The 16,917-nt window shown below is 67.9% G+C and carries 7 protein-coding genes; 4 read left to right on the top strand and 3 right to left on the bottom strand.

Going from position 1 to position 16,917, the window contains the following annotated elements:
* Position 1: 1 nt before the first annotated feature.
* Positions 2-2,887 (bottom strand): insulinase family protein, encoded by a 2,886-nt coding sequence (locus tag AAF481_07315; protein ID MEM7480968.1) that lies wholly within the window; start codon positions 2,885-2,887, stop codon positions 2-4.
* A 245-nt stretch (positions 2,888-3,132) separates the two neighbouring features.
* Here AAF481_07315 and AAF481_07310 point away from each other — a divergent pair, with 245 nt between their 5' ends.
* The 4 genes from AAF481_07310 to AAF481_07295 all read left to right on the top strand — a co-directional run bounded on the left by AAF481_07310 (position 3,133) and on the right by AAF481_07295 (position 13,139).
* Positions 3,133-7,263: a hypothetical protein gene (locus tag AAF481_07310; protein MEM7480967.1), complete on the top strand. Its 4,131-nt coding sequence runs from the start codon at positions 3,133-3,135 to the stop codon at positions 7,261-7,263.
* Between the two features lie 262 nt (positions 7,264-7,525).
* Positions 7,526-8,473 (top strand): hypothetical protein, encoded by a 948-nt coding sequence (locus AAF481_07305; protein MEM7480966.1) that lies wholly within the window; start codon positions 7,526-7,528, stop codon positions 8,471-8,473.
* Positions 8,474-8,829: 356 nt separating this feature from the next.
* On the top strand, positions 8,830-12,972 hold the full coding sequence (locus tag AAF481_07300) for an Ig-like domain-containing protein (protein ID MEM7480965.1): 4,143 nt from the start codon (positions 8,830-8,832) through the stop codon (positions 12,970-12,972).
* An 11-nt stretch (positions 12,973-12,983) separates the two neighbouring features.
* Positions 12,984-13,139 (top strand): hypothetical protein, encoded by a 156-nt coding sequence (locus AAF481_07295; protein MEM7480964.1) that lies wholly within the window; start codon positions 12,984-12,986, stop codon positions 13,137-13,139.
* A gap of 8 nt (positions 13,140-13,147) precedes the next feature.
* Here the strand turns inward: AAF481_07295 and AAF481_07290 are convergent, their stop codons facing one another.
* Positions 13,148-15,118 carry a thiamine pyrophosphate-dependent enzyme gene (locus tag AAF481_07290; GenBank protein MEM7480963.1) on the bottom strand — a complete coding sequence of 657 codons (1,971 nt, stop codon included), beginning with the start codon at positions 15,116-15,118 and terminating at the stop codon, positions 13,148-13,150.
* A 64-nt stretch (positions 15,119-15,182) separates the two neighbouring features.
* Positions 15,183-16,802 (bottom strand): glutamate synthase-related protein, encoded by a 1,620-nt coding sequence (locus tag AAF481_07285; protein MEM7480962.1) that lies wholly within the window; start codon positions 16,800-16,802, stop codon positions 15,183-15,185.
* Positions 16,803-16,917: the final 115 nt, after the last annotated feature.

Raw genomic sequence — 16,917 nt, 5'->3', positions numbered from 1 at the left:
CCTAGCCGCCGGCCGCGGCGGATTCCTCGGCGGCGGTGGCTTCCGTTTCGACGCTCTCCCCTTCCGGATAGAGCACCCCGAACACGTAGCGCTCCGGGTCGATGTACTCCTCCGCCGCCCGGCGCACCCGCTCCGGGGTCATGGCGCCGATCAGTTCTTCGAACTTCAGCAGGTCTCGCGGATCGATGCCCCGCACCTCGTAGGTTTTGAGAGCACCCACCCAGAAGGCGTTTTGCTTCAGGCGCAGCTCGCGGCTACGCCGCTGCGCCTCCAGCACCTTGTCCAGCTCGTCCTCCTCGACCGGCTCGCTGCGCAGCCGTTCGAGTTCCGAAAACACCACCGACCGCAGCTCCTCCACCTTCTCCGGCGCACAGCCGAAGGCGATCCGCAGGGTGGCGTGCTCGAAGGGCCGGGAGGTCAGGCTACTGGACACCTGGACACCATAGGTCGCGCCCAGGTCTTCCCGCAGGACCTCCCGCAGGCGCGCCCCGAGGATCGATTCCAGGGTGCCCATGGCGTACTCCCCTTCGCGGCTCCACTCGACATCGCGGGAAAACACCACCTGCACAGTGCTCCTCGGCTCCAGGCCCTTGGTGACTTCCACCTCCACGTTGCCGGCGGGCGCCCGCGGCGCCACGTCCCGCCAGGTCTCCTCGCGGCCGGTCGCCGGCAGCGAGGCGAGGTAGGTGCGCACCGGCTCGCGCAGATCATCGATGTCGAAGGAGCCCACCAGAACGAAGGTGAAATCGCCGGCATCGCCAAAGCGATCGCGATACACCTCCACCGCCGTCTCCAGGTCGACCTCCTCCAGGAGCGCCACGGACACCGGCCGGCGGCGCGGGTGATCCTGGGTCAAGGCCCGCACCATGCGATCCGAAAACACCGTGCCGGGGTTGGCGAGGCGATCCTTGACCAGCGCCCGCGAACGGGCGAGAAAGGCATCCGCCGCTTGCGGGTCGATGCGCGGCGCCGTGAAGGTCAGGTACACCAGCTCGAACATCTCTTTGAGACTGTTGATCGAAGCGCTAGCGGTGATGCCCTCTTCCAGCTCCGTCAGGTAGGGCTGCGCCCCGGCCGCGACGCCGGAAAGGGCTTTGGCGAGCTGCACTTGGTCGAAGGCCCCGAGGCCTCCTTCGCCGACCAGGGTGGTGGCAAGGAAGCCGGAGGGGTGGTCCCGATCGCTGACCAGCGACAGACCGCCGGGGCTGAAGCCCGCGAGCAGGATTTGATCGTTCTGGAAATCCGTCGGCCGCAGCAGGACCTCGATGCCGTTCGACAGGATCCAGCGGGTGAGGGAAACCTCCGGCACGGCGCTCTCCGCCACAATCTCTCCCGGTTCCGGCGCGGCGTCGAGTAGCGGCCGGTCGAGGGTGCGGTCGTCGTAGGGCTCGATCTCCGTCGCCGCCACTCCGGCCAGCACCGTCGCCAAGGTTTCTTGCGCCGGCAGCGGAACGGTGGCCGACTCCGGCGCCGTCACGGACACCACGCGACTCCCTTCCTCCATCCAGCGGGAACCCACCGTATGCACCTCCCGCGGCGAAATGCCGGGCAGGAAGACGTGCACCATCGCCACCTCCCGGGCGATCCCCGGGATCGGCTCGTCGGTAAGGAAGTGACGGGTGTACTCGGCGGCGAAGAGGGATGAGTCGAGCTTCTCAATCTCCACCAGGGCCTGGTCGTAGAACAGCAGCATGTTGCGCTTGGCGCGCTCCACTTCACCCTCCGTCACCCCGTGCCGGAAGGCTCGCTCGGCCTCCGTCAAGACCGCCGCCAAACCTGCCGCCGAGCGCCCCGGCTCGACCGCCGCGGCCAGGGTGAAGACTTCTCCGGCCCGCACCAGGGCGCCCTGCGACGCCGAGGCGAAGAGGAAGGGCGGCTCCGGCTGACGGGCGGTCACCGACAAGCGCTCGTTGAGGATCGACAGGTAGAGCGTTTCGACCAGGCGGCGGCGGTAGGTGCCGAAGGTGCCCTGCTCAGCGGCCGGCAACTTGTACTGCACCGAGACGAAGGTGTTGGAGACCTCCGGGTCCGAGTTGAGGGTGAACAGCGTCTCGTCGTGGGCAGGAATGTCGAAGGTCGAGGGCGGAGCCGCCTCATCGGCCGGCCGCAAGTTGCTGAATCGGCTTCGAATGGCCTCCTCGACCTCATCCGGATCGAAGTCCCCCACCGCCACCACCGCCATCCGGTCGGGTCGGTACCAGGTCTCGTAGAAGCGCCGCAAATCCGCCGCAGTGGCAGTCTCCAGAACTTCCAACTCGCCGATCGGCAAACGCTCCGCGTAGCGCGACCCCCGGAGCATCACCGGCAGTTGAGCATCCCGCAACCGGGCGCCGGCGCCGCGCCCTAGGCGCCACTCCTCGATCACCACCCCCCGCTCCCGCTCCACCGCCGCCTCGTCGAAGGCGACACCGTGGGCCCAATCTTCGAGGATCAAGAACGCGCGATCGAGCAGCAGCGGATCGTCCGTCGGCACGGTCAACGTGTACACCGTCTCGTCGAAGCTGGTGTAGGCGTTGATGTCTGGCCCGAAGCGCATGCCGATGGACTCCAGGTAATCCACCAGTTCCTGCTCGCCGAAGTGCTCACTGCCATTGAAGGCCATGTGCTCCACGAAGTGCGCCAGACCGCGCTGGTCCTCTTCCTCGACCAGCGAACCGGCATCCACCACCAGCCGCACATCGGCCCTTTCGGCGGGCTTGCCATAGGCCCGAATCAGGTAGGTCAAACCGTTGTCGAGGCGCCCGGAACGCACCGACGGATCGAGCGGTAGCGGATCCTCCAGCCGAATCTCCCGCGGCCGCTCCGGCAGCACACCGGAAGAAGCACAGCCGCCGAGCACAAGGAGCAGGAGAACCGCAATCACCGAGAATGCGAACCGTTGTCTCACAAGCCACCTCCCAGAAGGGGAACACCGCGCAAAAGCTCTCCGACCACCGAGTACGGCCGGCACCTGGCGGAGTTTCTCATGACGCCTGTGAGAACTCGGGTGTCGATTCGAGGAATTCCTGCATGCCACTGGCCCGCCGTGCCCGAAACGTTGCCGGCGGGTAACGCTGCCTCGACATCACCCACCTAAGGTCTTGCGTTTCCAAAATTTAGCCAGGAGCTTGGCCTCGGCTCCGGGAGGGAGAGATGAACTTCGCCACCGTTCGACCGTCCGCCTTGGAACCACGTCCATCCACTCGCTCGATCCGGAGGGTCGGCGAAGTTCTTGCGGTCCTACTCCTGTTCGTGGGTGCGGCCGAAGCCCAGAACTTGCGCGTGATGGCGACCGGCCTCGGCGAAGGGCGGATCACCGGCTCCGGGATCAACTGCGGCGCCGTGGCGACCGGCGTGACCCCGGTCTGCAGTCTCAGCTTCTCGCCGAGCGACTTCGTCACCCTCACCGCGGCACCCAACACCGGATCGACCTTCAACGGCTGGGGCGGCGACTGTCCCGATACGGACCTCACCACGCCCCCGAACCAGTGTCGCCTGAGCATGAACGCAATGCGTTCGGTGCGAGCGAACTTCACTCCGTCCACCGCCATCAACCAGCTCACGGGAGCCCAGATTGCGGATGTCGCGGCGGATCGCAGCCGCAGCGGCATCGGCGACTTCTTGGCCTTGCCGGCGAATGCGGGCATCGACACGCCGGCAGAGTTCATTGCCGCCTTGCCGGCCGACTACCGGCAGAACTGGATCCTGATACCGCGCTCCGAGAGCCTGCAGACGGGAACCGCCGAGTCGCCCCGAATTCTGATGCCGAGCGCCGACGCCCGGCACGTCTTCACCGTCGGCATGACGGTCCACGATTCGTACCCGGGCTCCCATCCGAACGCCATCGAGTTCATGCAGTACGACGCCGCGACGAAGAACTTCCGCTTCCACGAGATCGTCCTGAAGCAGATCGACCCGATGGGGGACGTCATCGATCCCGGTCCGCCGGCGGTCCGGCGCTTCCCGCTGCGGCCTCGCGGCGTTTCCATCGACGACAAGAAGTGCTTTGCCTGCCATACGACCCGCAACGTGTTGAATCGCGGCCCGGTCCCCGGGACGACGCCCGGCACCGACGGAAACCCGCCCCGCTCGGTCGCCTTCAAATCCAAACCGAACTGGGACACCTACGACAGTTGGGGCGGCATGCTCGGCTTCAACCGCGACCGCATCTACCAGGGCACCGTAGAAGCCGCCGCCTTCCGCAAGATCTTCAATCTCTGGACCTGGCAGGACCAGCCCGACATCCGCTCGATCATCGAACAGCTCCAGCTCCAGCCGACCGGCGTGCCGGACGGAACACCGACCGGCACGCCGGACCACCGCATCCGACGAAACGTCTTCGAAGGCGGCGCGAACGACGGCCACATCGTCTTCGGCTTTGACCCGACCGGCACCGCCGTCGGGCAGGAGCCCCAGCCCATCGGCTCCGGGCCCACGGTTTCCTATGAGTTCAACCGCCGGGCCGGCAGCAGCGGTACGGAGGTGAAGCGCACCCGTTCGTTCGTGACACTGCATCATTCGACGCAGCCCCAAAGCGACGAAGGCCGCGGCGTCGAACTCTTCGACCGGCTCACCCAGGGGCCGAATCCCCAGCGCATCGCCGATGAACTGCTCAATCATCCGGTGGTCACCGGAAACATGAGGCTCGATGTCCGACCGATCGCCCTCGCCATCGCCGAGAACAATTGCTTCACGGTGGCCGGCGGCACGGCGATCGGCAACACCCAGACCATCACGCCGGCACTGCCGACCGCCGTGGCGGCCTTCTTCAACGCCCGCAATGGCATGTCCTTCGATCAGGTCTTCGACGACACCCGCCGGCGGGCGCAGAGCTTGACCCGGCGCAAGGCGGACATCCAAAAGGCTACCCTCGACCGCGATGGCGACCTCTACGCACTCGACCCCACTCCCTTCTCTCCGCCGACCTTGATCATCGACGGTTTGATCCAGGAATACGGGGCCGGAACCGCCGGCGTCACCGGGGGCACCGGCGGCACGGACACTTCGATGCGCCGGCTGCGCCAGGAAGTGTTCCGCCGCCAAATGGCCCCGGGCCATCGCGACGAAACGGTGATGAGCAACGGCATCACCGCGCCGGAAGGCGCCTACGCGGACCGCGAGGACGATTCGACGCCCGGCAGCCTGGGGGACCACACCGCGCAGGTCGCCCTCTTCCGCTACTTTCTCGAGCCCCTGGGGGTGTCCGTCGACAAGTGGTCGATGGGCGTGCGAGGTCGGTCGCGGACCTACACCTTCGCGGACCTTTTCTCGATTTACCCGGCCGCCTTGATCACCGCACTGCGCGGCAGTCTGGGAGCCTCGGTCAACGCCTGCAACCTGGCCAACACCGAACTGGCTCGCCTGCCCGGCACCGAAAACGATGTGCCGACCTACACGGACATCCAGCGGATCTTCAACAAGGGCTGCATCGAGTGCCACGGCGGCCTCGGCTATCCGCCGCCACAGACCTACAGCGTGACCCTCGATCTGTCCGAGAACGAGGAGCCGGCGGCCGGCGAGCGTCGGCTGTGGCGGTCGATGCGGGAGGCGCGATCGCTGATCGGCGCTCCAGCCTGTCCACCGTCGACCCCCAACTGCCCGGTGGGCACCGGCATCGACCCTTCCAAGAGCTTCCTCTACCAGCGCATCACCGACAACGGTCTACTGGCGCACCCCTACAACCCCTTCGAACCCTACAACGTCTCCAATCCGGACGACCTCGCCGATCCCGACATCGCCGACGAGCGCTGCCCGGGCGGGCTCATGCCCTGCGATGGTCCGCCGCTCTCAAAGACCGACATCGAGACCTTCCGCCGTTGGATCATCGGCGGCCGGCCGAATACCGAAGGCGACCCCCACATCCGCACCGTCGATGGCGTGTATTACGACTTCCAGAGCGCCGGTGAATTCACCCTGCTGCGCGACGAGGACATGGAACTCCAGGCGCGCCAGACGGCAGTTTCCACCAACGGTCCGCTGCCGCCCAATCACCACACGGGGCTGTCCTCCTGCGTCAGCGTCAACACCGCTGTAGCCTTGCGGGTGGGCACCCACCGGGTGACCTATCAGCCGGGCCTTCCGAGCAGTTCGGAGGACGATGTCCAGAACGACGAATTTCAGGTCGGCGCCCTTGAGGCCTCGGACCGATCCACCGGTAGGCTGGTCCTGCGGGTAGACGGACAGCCGGTGGACTTGAACGCCGGACCGGTCACCCTGGCCGAAGGCGGCCGGGTCCTCGCCACCTCGGCCGACGACGGGGTGCAAGTGCAGTATCCCGGCGGCACCACCGTCGTGATCACCCCCGGATTCTGGACCCGCTACCAGATCCACTACATGAACATCGACGTGCGCCACGCCCGCGCCGTGCGCGGGGTGATGGGCGCGGTCGCCCCGGGCGAGTGGCTGCCGGCACTCGCCAACGACACCTGGCTCGGACCCCGTCCGGCGGACCTCAGCCAGCGCTATGTCGACCTCTACCAGACCTTCGCGGAGTCCTGGCGGGTGACCGGCGCGACCTCGCTCTTCGACTATGCGGCGGGCCTCGGGCCGGAGAGCTACGCCATCCGCGACTGGCCGCCGGAGTCACCCCAGAGCTGCATCGCTCCGCCGCAGCCGGGCGGTCCGGCGAAGGTCCCACCGGCCGCGCCGATGCCCGCAGCGCAGGCCCAGGGTCACTGCGCCGGGCTCATCGATGGGCAGCGCCAGGCCAACTGCGTGGCCGACGTGATGGCGACCGGCGAAGTCTCCTTCGCGGAGACCTATCTCGAAACCGAGCGCCTCGCCCTGTTGCCGACACCGACGCCGCCACGGCTCGCCACACCGGCGGATCTCGCCGTGGTACCCGCCGCCGACGTGCGCTTCGCCTGGAACACCGCGGAAGCTCCCGACGGCGGACCTCTCACCTACCGCCACTGCGTGTGGAGCGGTGAGGAGCTCTACGACCTCAACCGCTGCGTCGTCATCGGCTCCACCGGTACCCCGAGTTGGCGGTCCCCAAGCTTCGGACCCGGGTACTGCTGGATCGCCATCATCGCCCTGGCGCTGTGGATCCTGCTGCTGATCTTCACCCGACGGAGCCACAAGTGGGCCCTGGTGATCCTGCTCATCGTAGCGGTCCTTGCCGCCCTCCTTTGCCTGATTGCCACCAACGCCGGTACCGCCGACACGGTGACGATCGAAGACCTCGGCGGCAGCCCCACCTACTACTGGAAAGTCGTCGCCGAAGACCAGCACGGCACCGTCGTCGAAAGCGAAACCCGGCGCCTGGAAGTGCCGCAAGCCTGACCGCTACCCTCTCCACGCGCTCCCCCGCCCTCGAAGGTTGGGGAGCGCGGGAGCCGGATCGGCGGCTGTCGGCCGCCCGCGGTCCAGTCTCCCTCGCCTTGTCGCCCTCCACCCTTTCACTCAAATCTAAAATCTGCTATTCTTTCGAGGCCGCAAAATTTCTCCAGAATCCCGAGCCCACCGTGGGCTCGGTTGGACTCGAAGTTCTCTCCGCCGCGAGGATGCCGAGTGAATCTAGTGTGTCCTGGAAAGGAGAGAGTTCATGACACAGCAGTACAAGGGTTTGAAGGTAGCCTGGTGTTGGGTGTGCGTAGCCATTCTGGCGCTGATCGCGGTGCCGGCCTTCGCCGAGGACGTGATCTACCGCGGCGCCGACATGTGGAAGACCACCGCCGGTGGCTTCACCTACTCCACCTTCGCCCACGATCCGATTCCGGCGAACTTCTTCTGCGAAGGCTCCGAGGCCTTCACCGGCGCCATCGCCTTCGAGGGCGCTCCCCTGCACACCGAGCCGGCCGGTGAACTCGGCGGCATCGACACCATCGTCGAGCGCCTCGACGACGCGGTGTTCAACGACCTGGGCGTCGCCACCACGCGCATCCAGCTGATGGCCTTGTCGATGATCAGCCCGCAGGTTTTCGAGAACGAGTGCGGTGCCTACCACGTCGCCGTTTCGCTCGACGGCGAGCAGCCGATCACCGAAATGAAGATCTTCCGCGACGACGAGTACGGCGGCAGCTACGAAGCTCCCCTCGAACTCAAGGTCAAGGTCTCCTTTACGCCGGTCGATGGCCGGGCCGCGGCGCGCGCTGTGAGCCGTGAGGTTTCCCTCGGACCGGGCACTTTCTCGGTGTGGTCGGAGCGTGAGATCGATCGCACCGCCGCGACGGTCAAGGTCGACACCGACCTCGACGGTCGGGTGGATCGCGAGATGCCGCCGGCGTCGAACTTTGTGGCCGGCGTGGCGGGGATCGCCCCGGCGGCGCTCTCCGATCACCAGGCCATGTGCCCCTACACTTCCTGCCACTGCAACCCGGTGCCCTCGGACTGGGATGCCATCAACGACCCCAACACCTGGGTCTGCTCGCCGGCGCACCAGCACTGCATCGACACCTACGTTCCGTGCCGCCACGTGCCGGACTTCGAGCCGCGCGAGCCGATCGAAGTCCAGCCCTTCGAACCGCGCTACACGCCGGTGAATCGCACCTAGCCTGGATTTCTCACCGGCGACCGTAGCGAGAGGCCATAGGTCGCTGGAAATGCAAGGCATCCGCGGGTTCTGCGCCGATAGCGTACTGTCAGTACGCTGAGAAGCAGGTTCCGCGGGTAACACAGCAGATTCAGTGGCATACGGCCTCGCAGTAAGTTGCCGGTGAGAAAGGCAGGCGAACGAGGAATCCCGCGCGCCGCCGCCGCGCGGCATCCGTCGGCGGCTCCACCCGGAGCCGCCGGCCTTCCCACCGCAACGGCCGGCCCAGGTCAGCGGACTGATAGAATCTCCAGAATTCTTTTGTATAGATCCAGGCTACCGCAGGGTACCCGCGGCTCTGTATTTTGGAGGTCATCATGCGCAAGCGGTGGACGGTTCTGCTGGTTCTCGCAGTCCTCGGGGTGGCGGTGCCGACCGCCTCCCAACTCTCGGAAGGCCCCGGCCCTAGAGCGCTCCCCGAACCGCTCGGCCCCCAACCCCTCGGCGCTAGCGGCGGCTTCCCCAACGTGCCGCAAACCCCGGGGGCCGTCCTCTCCGGCTTAAACGCTCCCGATCAGGGCCGCACGGCGATCATCGCCTACCACAACGGCGTGCTCTTCACCGTGCCGGAATTGCCGTCGAGCCAGCCGGGATCGGACTTCCAGGTACGCACCTGGGACCTGTCCGACCCGACCGCGCCGGTGATCACCAGCACCCTGGGGATTTCCCCCATGCCGATCAATGCCCACGGCTACTTCAAGAGCGGCGGCTACCTGGTGATCGGCCCCAACTGGCCGCCGGAGGCCCCCTGGAGCTTCCGCGCCGAGGCGGCGCCGGGGACCGTCACCCGCACCACCTTTGCCGGCCTCGAAGGGGCCGGGGTACGCGGCTCTCTCTTCCAGCCGTGGTTCGCCGGCCCGACCTACTGGAGCTACGGCGATGTGGGCGGCGATGCGCGCCTCGAACTGCGCGGCTCGACGCTCGCCACCTGGGACCACCTGGGGCTGACCGGAGTGGTGGGACACCCCTTCATTCTCGGCGACCTGCTGATCTTCGCCTCGGACCAAAGCCGCACCGGCATCGCCACCTACGACATCTCGGACCCCACCAACCCGGTGCTCCTCGACGTCCTCACCACCGGCGGCCCGGGCGGATACTGGCCGGAACTGTGGGGCGGCGACGGCAAGCTCTACGCGGTGTTTCCCTACCGCTCGAACGGCAACGGCTTCCGGGTGGCCGACCTGACGGACCCGACGGACATGAGATTCGTCACCGACCGCGCCCTGCCCGGCGACGCCTCGATGTACATCCAATTCCAGGACGAATACGCCTTCATGGGTTCCCACAAAGTCGATCTGCGCACCTTCGAGTCGGTGCTGTTCCTGGACGGCGCCAACACCACCCGCCCGAACGATGGCGGGGTGGGCATCGACACCAGCCAGTTCGCCCTGCCGCTGGGCAATCTGCTGGTCACCGGCGGCATCGGCCCGGACCAGGGAATGGCGATCTGGGCCCACCAGGCGGCGCCGGACACCCGCGGACCGAGCGTCGGTTTCCACATCCCCCAGGCGGGGCGTACCGGCTACCCGGTGGGAGCACCGATCAGCCTGCTGATCCACGAGACCCTGGAGACCTCGACCCTCGTCAACGGCAGCACCTTCATCGTACGGCCGGTCGGCGGCGGCGCCATTGGCGGCCGGCTGACCTTCTCCTTCGACGACGTGTTGACCTTCACTCCGGACCCACCGCTCTCGCCCAACACCACCTACGAGGTGGTGCTGCCGGATGGCGGCATCGAGGACGCCGCCGGCAACGGCATGGTCGGCACCTCTTGGACCTTCTCCACCGGCGCGACGGTCAACGGCAACGCGCCGCCGTCGGTGGACAGCCTCACCGCCTCGGCCTACCCCTTGGCGCCGGGGCAAAACGCGACGCTGACCGCCGCCGTGTCCGATCCCGACGGCGGCACGCTCGAGGTGCGCTTCGACTTTGGTGACGGCTCGCCGAAGACCGCTTGGTCCACCACGCCATCGGCCAGCCACGCCTGGGCAGCGGCCGGACACTACCAGGTGACCGCCCAGGTGCGCGACCGCGCCGGCTCCCTCGCCTCGGGCACCCTCGGCGTCACCGTGACGGTCGCCCCGAGCGGTCCGGCGCCCACCGCCAGCGCGCCGCTACTGTGCGACGCGGGCAACCGGCGGGTGTGGACCGTGAACCCGGACAACGACTCCGTTTCCGCCGTCCACGCTGACGCCCTCACCCTCGACCTCGAAGTGCCGGCGTGCGCCGATCCGCGCTCCATTGCCCGGGCCGCGACCGGCGAGCTGTGGGTGACCTGCCGCGGCGACGACACCCTGCGGGTCCTCCACCCCACCACCGGCGCCGTCGTCGACACGTTGCCCCTGGGGTGGGGCAGCGCGCCTTCGGGCATGGCCTTCGATCCGGCCGGTAGGACGGTCTACGTCGCCCTCGAAGGACGCGGCGAACTGCGCCGCTTCGACGGCGCCAGCCGGCAGGAGACCGGCAGCCTGGCTCTCGGTCCGGGGCCGCGGGCGGTGGCGGTGAGTGGCGACGGCGATATGGTGCTGGTCAGCCGCTTCCTATCGCCCAAGGACCACGCCGAGGTGTGGGAGGTCGACGCGGCCGGCTTCGCCCTCGCCCGCACCCTGGAAATCGCAAAGCGCGGCGGCGAGGCCAACCGCGACACCACCGCCTCCGGCAAGGGCGTGCCGAACTACCTGGTGGGGGTCACCCTGTCGCCGGACGGTGAGAGCGCTTGGGTGCCCTCCAACAAGCCCAACACCGAGCGCGGTCTGTTCTTCGCCGACGACCTCGACCAGGACAACACCGTTCGCAACCTGCTGACCCGGCTGGACATGGCCGAGGGCGGATCCGTCGCCGACGCGATCGACATCGACAACAGCGACTCGGCCTCCGCCGTCGCCTTCTCGCCCCTGGGCGACTACCTTTTCGCCACCCTGCAGGGCAACGACGAGGTACTGGTGCTCGACGCCCTGGCCGCCACCGGCAATCCCGGCTTCGGCAGCTTCGTCACCCGCCTGGCGACGGGCGCTGCGCCGCAAGGGGTGTGCGTCGACCCGGTGACGAACCGCACCTTCGTCAAGAACTTCCTCGGCCGCAGCCTGACGGTGCTAGAAACGGACGCCCTTTTCCGCCGCGGAGACAAGAACGTCGCCTCGACGGAGGTGTCGACGGTCACCGCGGAGATGCTGCCGCCGGCGGTGCTGGCCGGCAAGCGCATCTTCTACAACGCCTCGGACCCGCGGATGAGCGCCGAGGGATACCTCTCCTGCGCCTCCTGCCACCTGGACGGCGGTCACGACGGCCGGGTGTGGGATTTCAACGGCCGCGGCGAGGGCTTCCGCAACACCACCACCCTGCGCGGCCGCAGCGGCATGGCGCAGGGGAACGTCCACTGGACCGCCAACTTCGACGAGATCCAGGACTTCGAGGGCGACATCCGCAGCGCCTTCGGCGGCTCTGGCCTGATGGAGGATGGCGACTTCGACGCCACCCGCGATCCCCTCGGCGCGCCCAAGGCTGGCCTGAGCGCCGACCTCGACGCCCTCGCCGCCTACGTCGCCTCCCTCGGCCGGGAGACCCTGCCCAAGAGCCCCTTCCGGCAGGGCGACGGATCCTTGACCGCCCAGGCCGCGACCGGCCGAACGATCTTCGCGCGCGAAGGGTGCGGCAACTGCCACGGCGGCCCCACCTTCACCGACAGCCGCGGACCGGCGGCCCTGCTGCACGATGTGGGGACGCTCCGCACCACCTCCGGTGGCCGCCTTGGCGGCCCGCTGGCGGGTATCGATACGCCCACTCTGCTCGGGGTGTGGAACACCGCGCCCTACTTTCACGACGGTTCGGCGCCCACCCTGCGCGACGTCTTCACGGTGGCCGGCGGCACCACCCTGCAGGCGGAAGAGGGCGGCGTCTCCGGCGGTGCCCAGCGGGTCGATCAGTGGGTGGACCTGAACAACGACGACACGGTCCACGGCAGGGCCTACATCGCCCTCAACCAACCCGGCGCCCGCCTCACCTTGAGCGGCGTGGACGGCGGCTCTGGCGGTCCAGGAGCCCTGGAGATCCGCTACAGCTCCGCCAATCTGGTCGATCTCGACATCTCGGTCAACGGCACGCCCTACGCCCTCCCCGCCCCGCCCACCGGCAACGAGCCGAGCTGGCGACATACCCACTGGCAAGTCCTACGTCTCGAAGGAATCCAGTGGAGCGCCGGCGCCGGAAATACCCTTGAGATCGCCGCCGCGTCGAGCTTCCCGAACTTGAGCCTCGACGACGTACTGATTTCGGCCGCCGACGACCGCGCCGCCGCCCAGCCTCACCGCCGCGCCGGCGCCCTGCCGGCGGCGGAGATCGACGCCCTGCTGGCCTACCTCCGGCAGCTCGACCGCCGCCCCGAAGACCATCCGGCGGCCGAGATCTTCACCGACGGCTTCGAAACCGGCAACACGGCCGCCTGGTCGCAGACGGTGCCGTAAAAGGAGGGAAAATGGCTCTGAAATCCAGCGCAGCTTCCGAGGGCCACGAAGCGGACTCCTCTCGCGCCCGCACTTGGCTCGCCCGCGCTCTTTACGGCGCGGTAACCCTGGTGATCGCCTCGGCCTTCCTGATCGAGATCCTGTCCGGCGACTGCCCGGTACCTTAGACCGGCCGCTACACCAGCTCCGCGTCCGTCACCACCTCCACCAAGCTCGGCCCATCGTGGGCAATGGCCTCGGCAAGGGCGGCGTCAAGGTCGCCGGCGGCGGTGACGCGAATGCCCTTGGCGCCGCAGAGTTCAGCGTAGGCGGCGAAATCGGGGTTGACGAGGGAAGTCTGCCATACGTCCCAATCGCCGGCCCGCTGCTCTTTGCTGATCTTGCCCAGCTCGCAGTTGTTGAGCAGGACGTGGGTGATGTTCATGCCGTACTTGACGGCGGTGGTGATCTCCGCCAGGTACTGGCCGAAACCGCCGTCGCCGGAGACGGAGACCACCTTGCGGCCGGCAAAGGGAGTGCCCCTCTCCCGGGTGGCCGCCCAGGCGCCCATCGCCGCCGGGAAGGAGAATCCGATGGAGCCCAGATAGCCGGACATCAACACCGCCTGACGCCGACACTCGAAGTAGCGTCCAAAGGAGTAGGTGTTGTTGCCGACGTCCACCGCCAGGATGGCGTCCGCCGGAACCTGGCGATTCATGGCCGCGAAGACGGCAGCGGAATGGACTCCGGAGGATCCGTTGTCGCCACCGCCCTCGGCCTCCCGGCGATCCTTCTCGCGCCGCCAGATGGCCCAACGCTCGGCGATTTCCGAGCGCGGGTTCTCGCCCTCCGAGCGTTCCGGCAGGCGGTGGAGGAGCGTTTTCGCGGTCACCCCGATCTCGCCCCACACCGGCACCTTCACGGCGTGGAACTTGCCCAGGATCATCGGATCCCAGTCCACCTGCACAATCGGCCGCTTGGGGGTGATGCCGGTGTGGTTCGAGAAGCTGGCGCCGAACACCAGCAGGGCGTCGGACTCGTTCATGAAGTACGAGGCGATGGGGGTACCGCTCCTCCCCAGGACGCCACAGCCGAGCGGGTGATCGTCAGGGATCTGCCCCTTGGCCTTGAAGGTGGTAAGGACCGGCGCATCGAGGGCCTCCGCCAGGGCGATCACCTCGTCCATTTGGAAGCGAGCGCCATGGCCGACGATCACCACCGGGCGCCGACTGCCGGAGATCACCGCCAGAGCCTGCTCCACCGCTTCCTCCGGCGGCGCGATGCGCCGCTCCGGTAGGCGGCCCTGCGGCCCGCCGGCTTTGGCCCTGCCGGCCGGCAGCACCTGCACTTCGTCCGGAAAGATCAGGTGGGACACGCCGCGGTTCAAGATGGCACTCTTCAAGGCCAGGTTGATCAGCTCTGCCGGCTTCGAGTCGTGCAGCACCGGCTGGCTCCACTGGGCGACGCCACCGAAGGCCGCCGCCAGGTCGATCTCCTGGAAGGCGCCGGGGCCGAGCACCTGGGTGTTGACCTGGCCGGTGAGGGCGAGCACCGGCGAGCGGTCGACGTGGGCATCCCACAGGCCGGTGAGGAGGTTGGTGGCGCCGGGACCGGCGATGGCGAAGCAGGCCGCCGGGCGGCCGGTGAGCTTGCCGTAAGCGGAAGCGGCGAAGGAGGCGGCCCCCTCGTGGCGGATGCCGTAAAAGGTGACCCTGCCGGCCTTTTCCTGACGCCGCAACGCGTCCGCCAGGCCGAGGTTCGAGTGGCCGACCATGCCCCACACTTGGCGCACTCCCCAGTTGACCATCGTCTCGGCCATCACGTCCGTCACGGTGGGCTCGTGAGGCGCTTCTTCCTCCAGGCGAACGTAAACGCCGTCGTGCCGCACCTCCACCGGAAAGGTCTCGACGCCGTCGTCGAAGCCCGGCGCCTTGCCGGTGAGCGGATCGTAGTCCCAGCCGTGCCAGGGGCAGCGCAGCACGCCCTTTTCGATCGACCCCTCCCCCAGCGGACCGCCCTGGTGGGGGCAACGGTTGTCGAGGGCGGCGAAGCTGCCCTGGTGGTGGGTCATGCACAGGGTGCGGTGGGCGCAGGTGACGGACTTGACCCGCCCCTCCGGCAGCTCCTCCAGCGCCAGCACCCTGAACCATCCCGCGCCAGACGTCATTTCGTCGGCCAAAGGCCGATGCATCCCGCGGTCGCCTTCCGTTTCACTCATCGTCCACTTCCTCTCAGCTCACGGGCAAGACGCCGCCATAGCGAACGCCGCTCAAATAGGCCATGTCCCGCTGCCAGGTGGTCAAATCTTCGCGCCGGAACTGCGCCAGATGGTCGTGGCCGCAGGCCCGAGCCAGTACCTGCATCAGCTCAACGCTCGCTCGGAAGAAGCGCTCTAGCCGCTGGGCGGCGATGGCGATGTCGAGGCGCGCCCGCAGGTGCTCCTTCTGGGTGGCGATGCCCACCGGGCAGTTGTTGGTGTGGCAGGCGCGCATGGCGAGGCAGCCCAAGGCCTGGATCGCCGAATTGGAGAGGGCCACGCCGTCCGCCCCCAGGGCCAGGGCCTTCGCGAAGTCCGCCGGGGTGCGCAGGCCGCCGGTGATGATCAAGGTGACGTCGCGGCTCGCCCCGCGCCGGTCCAGATGTTGCCGGGCGCGCGCCAGGGCGGGGATGGTGGGCACCGAGATGTTGTCCCGGAACAACCGCGGCGCGGCGCCGGTACCGCCACCGCGGCCATCGAGAATCACATAGTCCACGCCGATCGCGAGGGCCGCGTCGAGGTCGTCTTCGATGTGCTGGGCGGAGAGCTTGAAGCCGATGGGGATGCCGCCGGTCGCCTCACGCACCTCCCCGGCAAAGCGCCGAAAATCGTCCACCTGCTCCCAGTCCGGGAAACGGGCCGGCGAAATGGCCGATTCGCCTTCCTCGAGTTCCCGCACTTCGGCGATCTTGCCCTTGACTTTCTCTCCCGGCAGGTGCCCACCGGTGCCGGTCTTCGCTCCTTGGCCGCCCTTGAAGTGGAAGGCCTGGACGCGCGCCAGCTTGTCCATCGAGAAGCCGAAGCGGGCGGAGGCCAGCTCGTAGAAGTAGCGGCTGCAGGCCTCCTGCTCCTCCGGCAGCATGCCGCCCTCACCGGAGCAAATGCCGGTACCGGCGCGCTCGGCGCCGGCGGCGAGGGCGACCTTCGCCTCTTCCGACAGGGCACCAAAACTCATGTCCGAAACGAATAGCGGGATCTCCAGGCGCAGCGGCTTGGAGGCCCGTGGGCCGATGACCAGCTCGGTGCCGACCTCGGCGTCGTCGAGTTTGGGCACCCGGGCGAGTTGCCCGGTGACGAACTGGAGGTCGTCCCAGCGCGGAAGTTCCGGTGCGGGTACCCCCATCGCCGCCACTGGGCCGTGATGGCCGACCTTCGACAGGCCGTCCCGGGCCAGTTGGTGGATCAACGAGGTGTGGGGCTCGTCCTTCGTGCCGTGGTGGTCCTGGTAAAGCCCCTGGTAGGCATCGCGATCCCAGGCCTGCGGGTGCTCCTCCTCCCAGGCGTTGATTTCGTCCTCGTCCACCCATACAGTGCCGTCCTCCACCCAAGAGGAGAACTTCCGAAGGGCCTCGGCATTGTCGTAGGCGCTGACCCCGGAGTCGAGCCGATAGTCCCAGTTGTGGACGCCGCAAATCAGGTCCTCGCCTTCCACCCGGCCATCCGCCAGCAGGGCGCCACGGTGAATGCAGCGGCCGTAGAGAACCGACGCCCGGTCGTCCCAACGCACCACCACCAGATCGACGTTGCCGACCAGCGCGTAGGCCGGCTGGCGATCGGACAACTCCTCCCACTCAGCGACTTTGACTTTCTTCATGACCTCACCCTCGAAAGACCTGCGGCACTCCGTCGCAGCACTTGAGAATCCCGCGCGGCCCACAAATCGACCCGCGGCCTCCGGCTTGTCTCCGGAAGGGCCGGCGGGGCGGATT

Source organism: Acidobacteriota bacterium, assembly GCA_039030395.1.
Lineage (GTDB): Bacteria > Acidobacteriota > Thermoanaerobaculia > Multivoradales > JBCCEF01 > JBCCEF01.
This window is presented reverse-complemented; position numbering and strand designations above follow the sequence as displayed.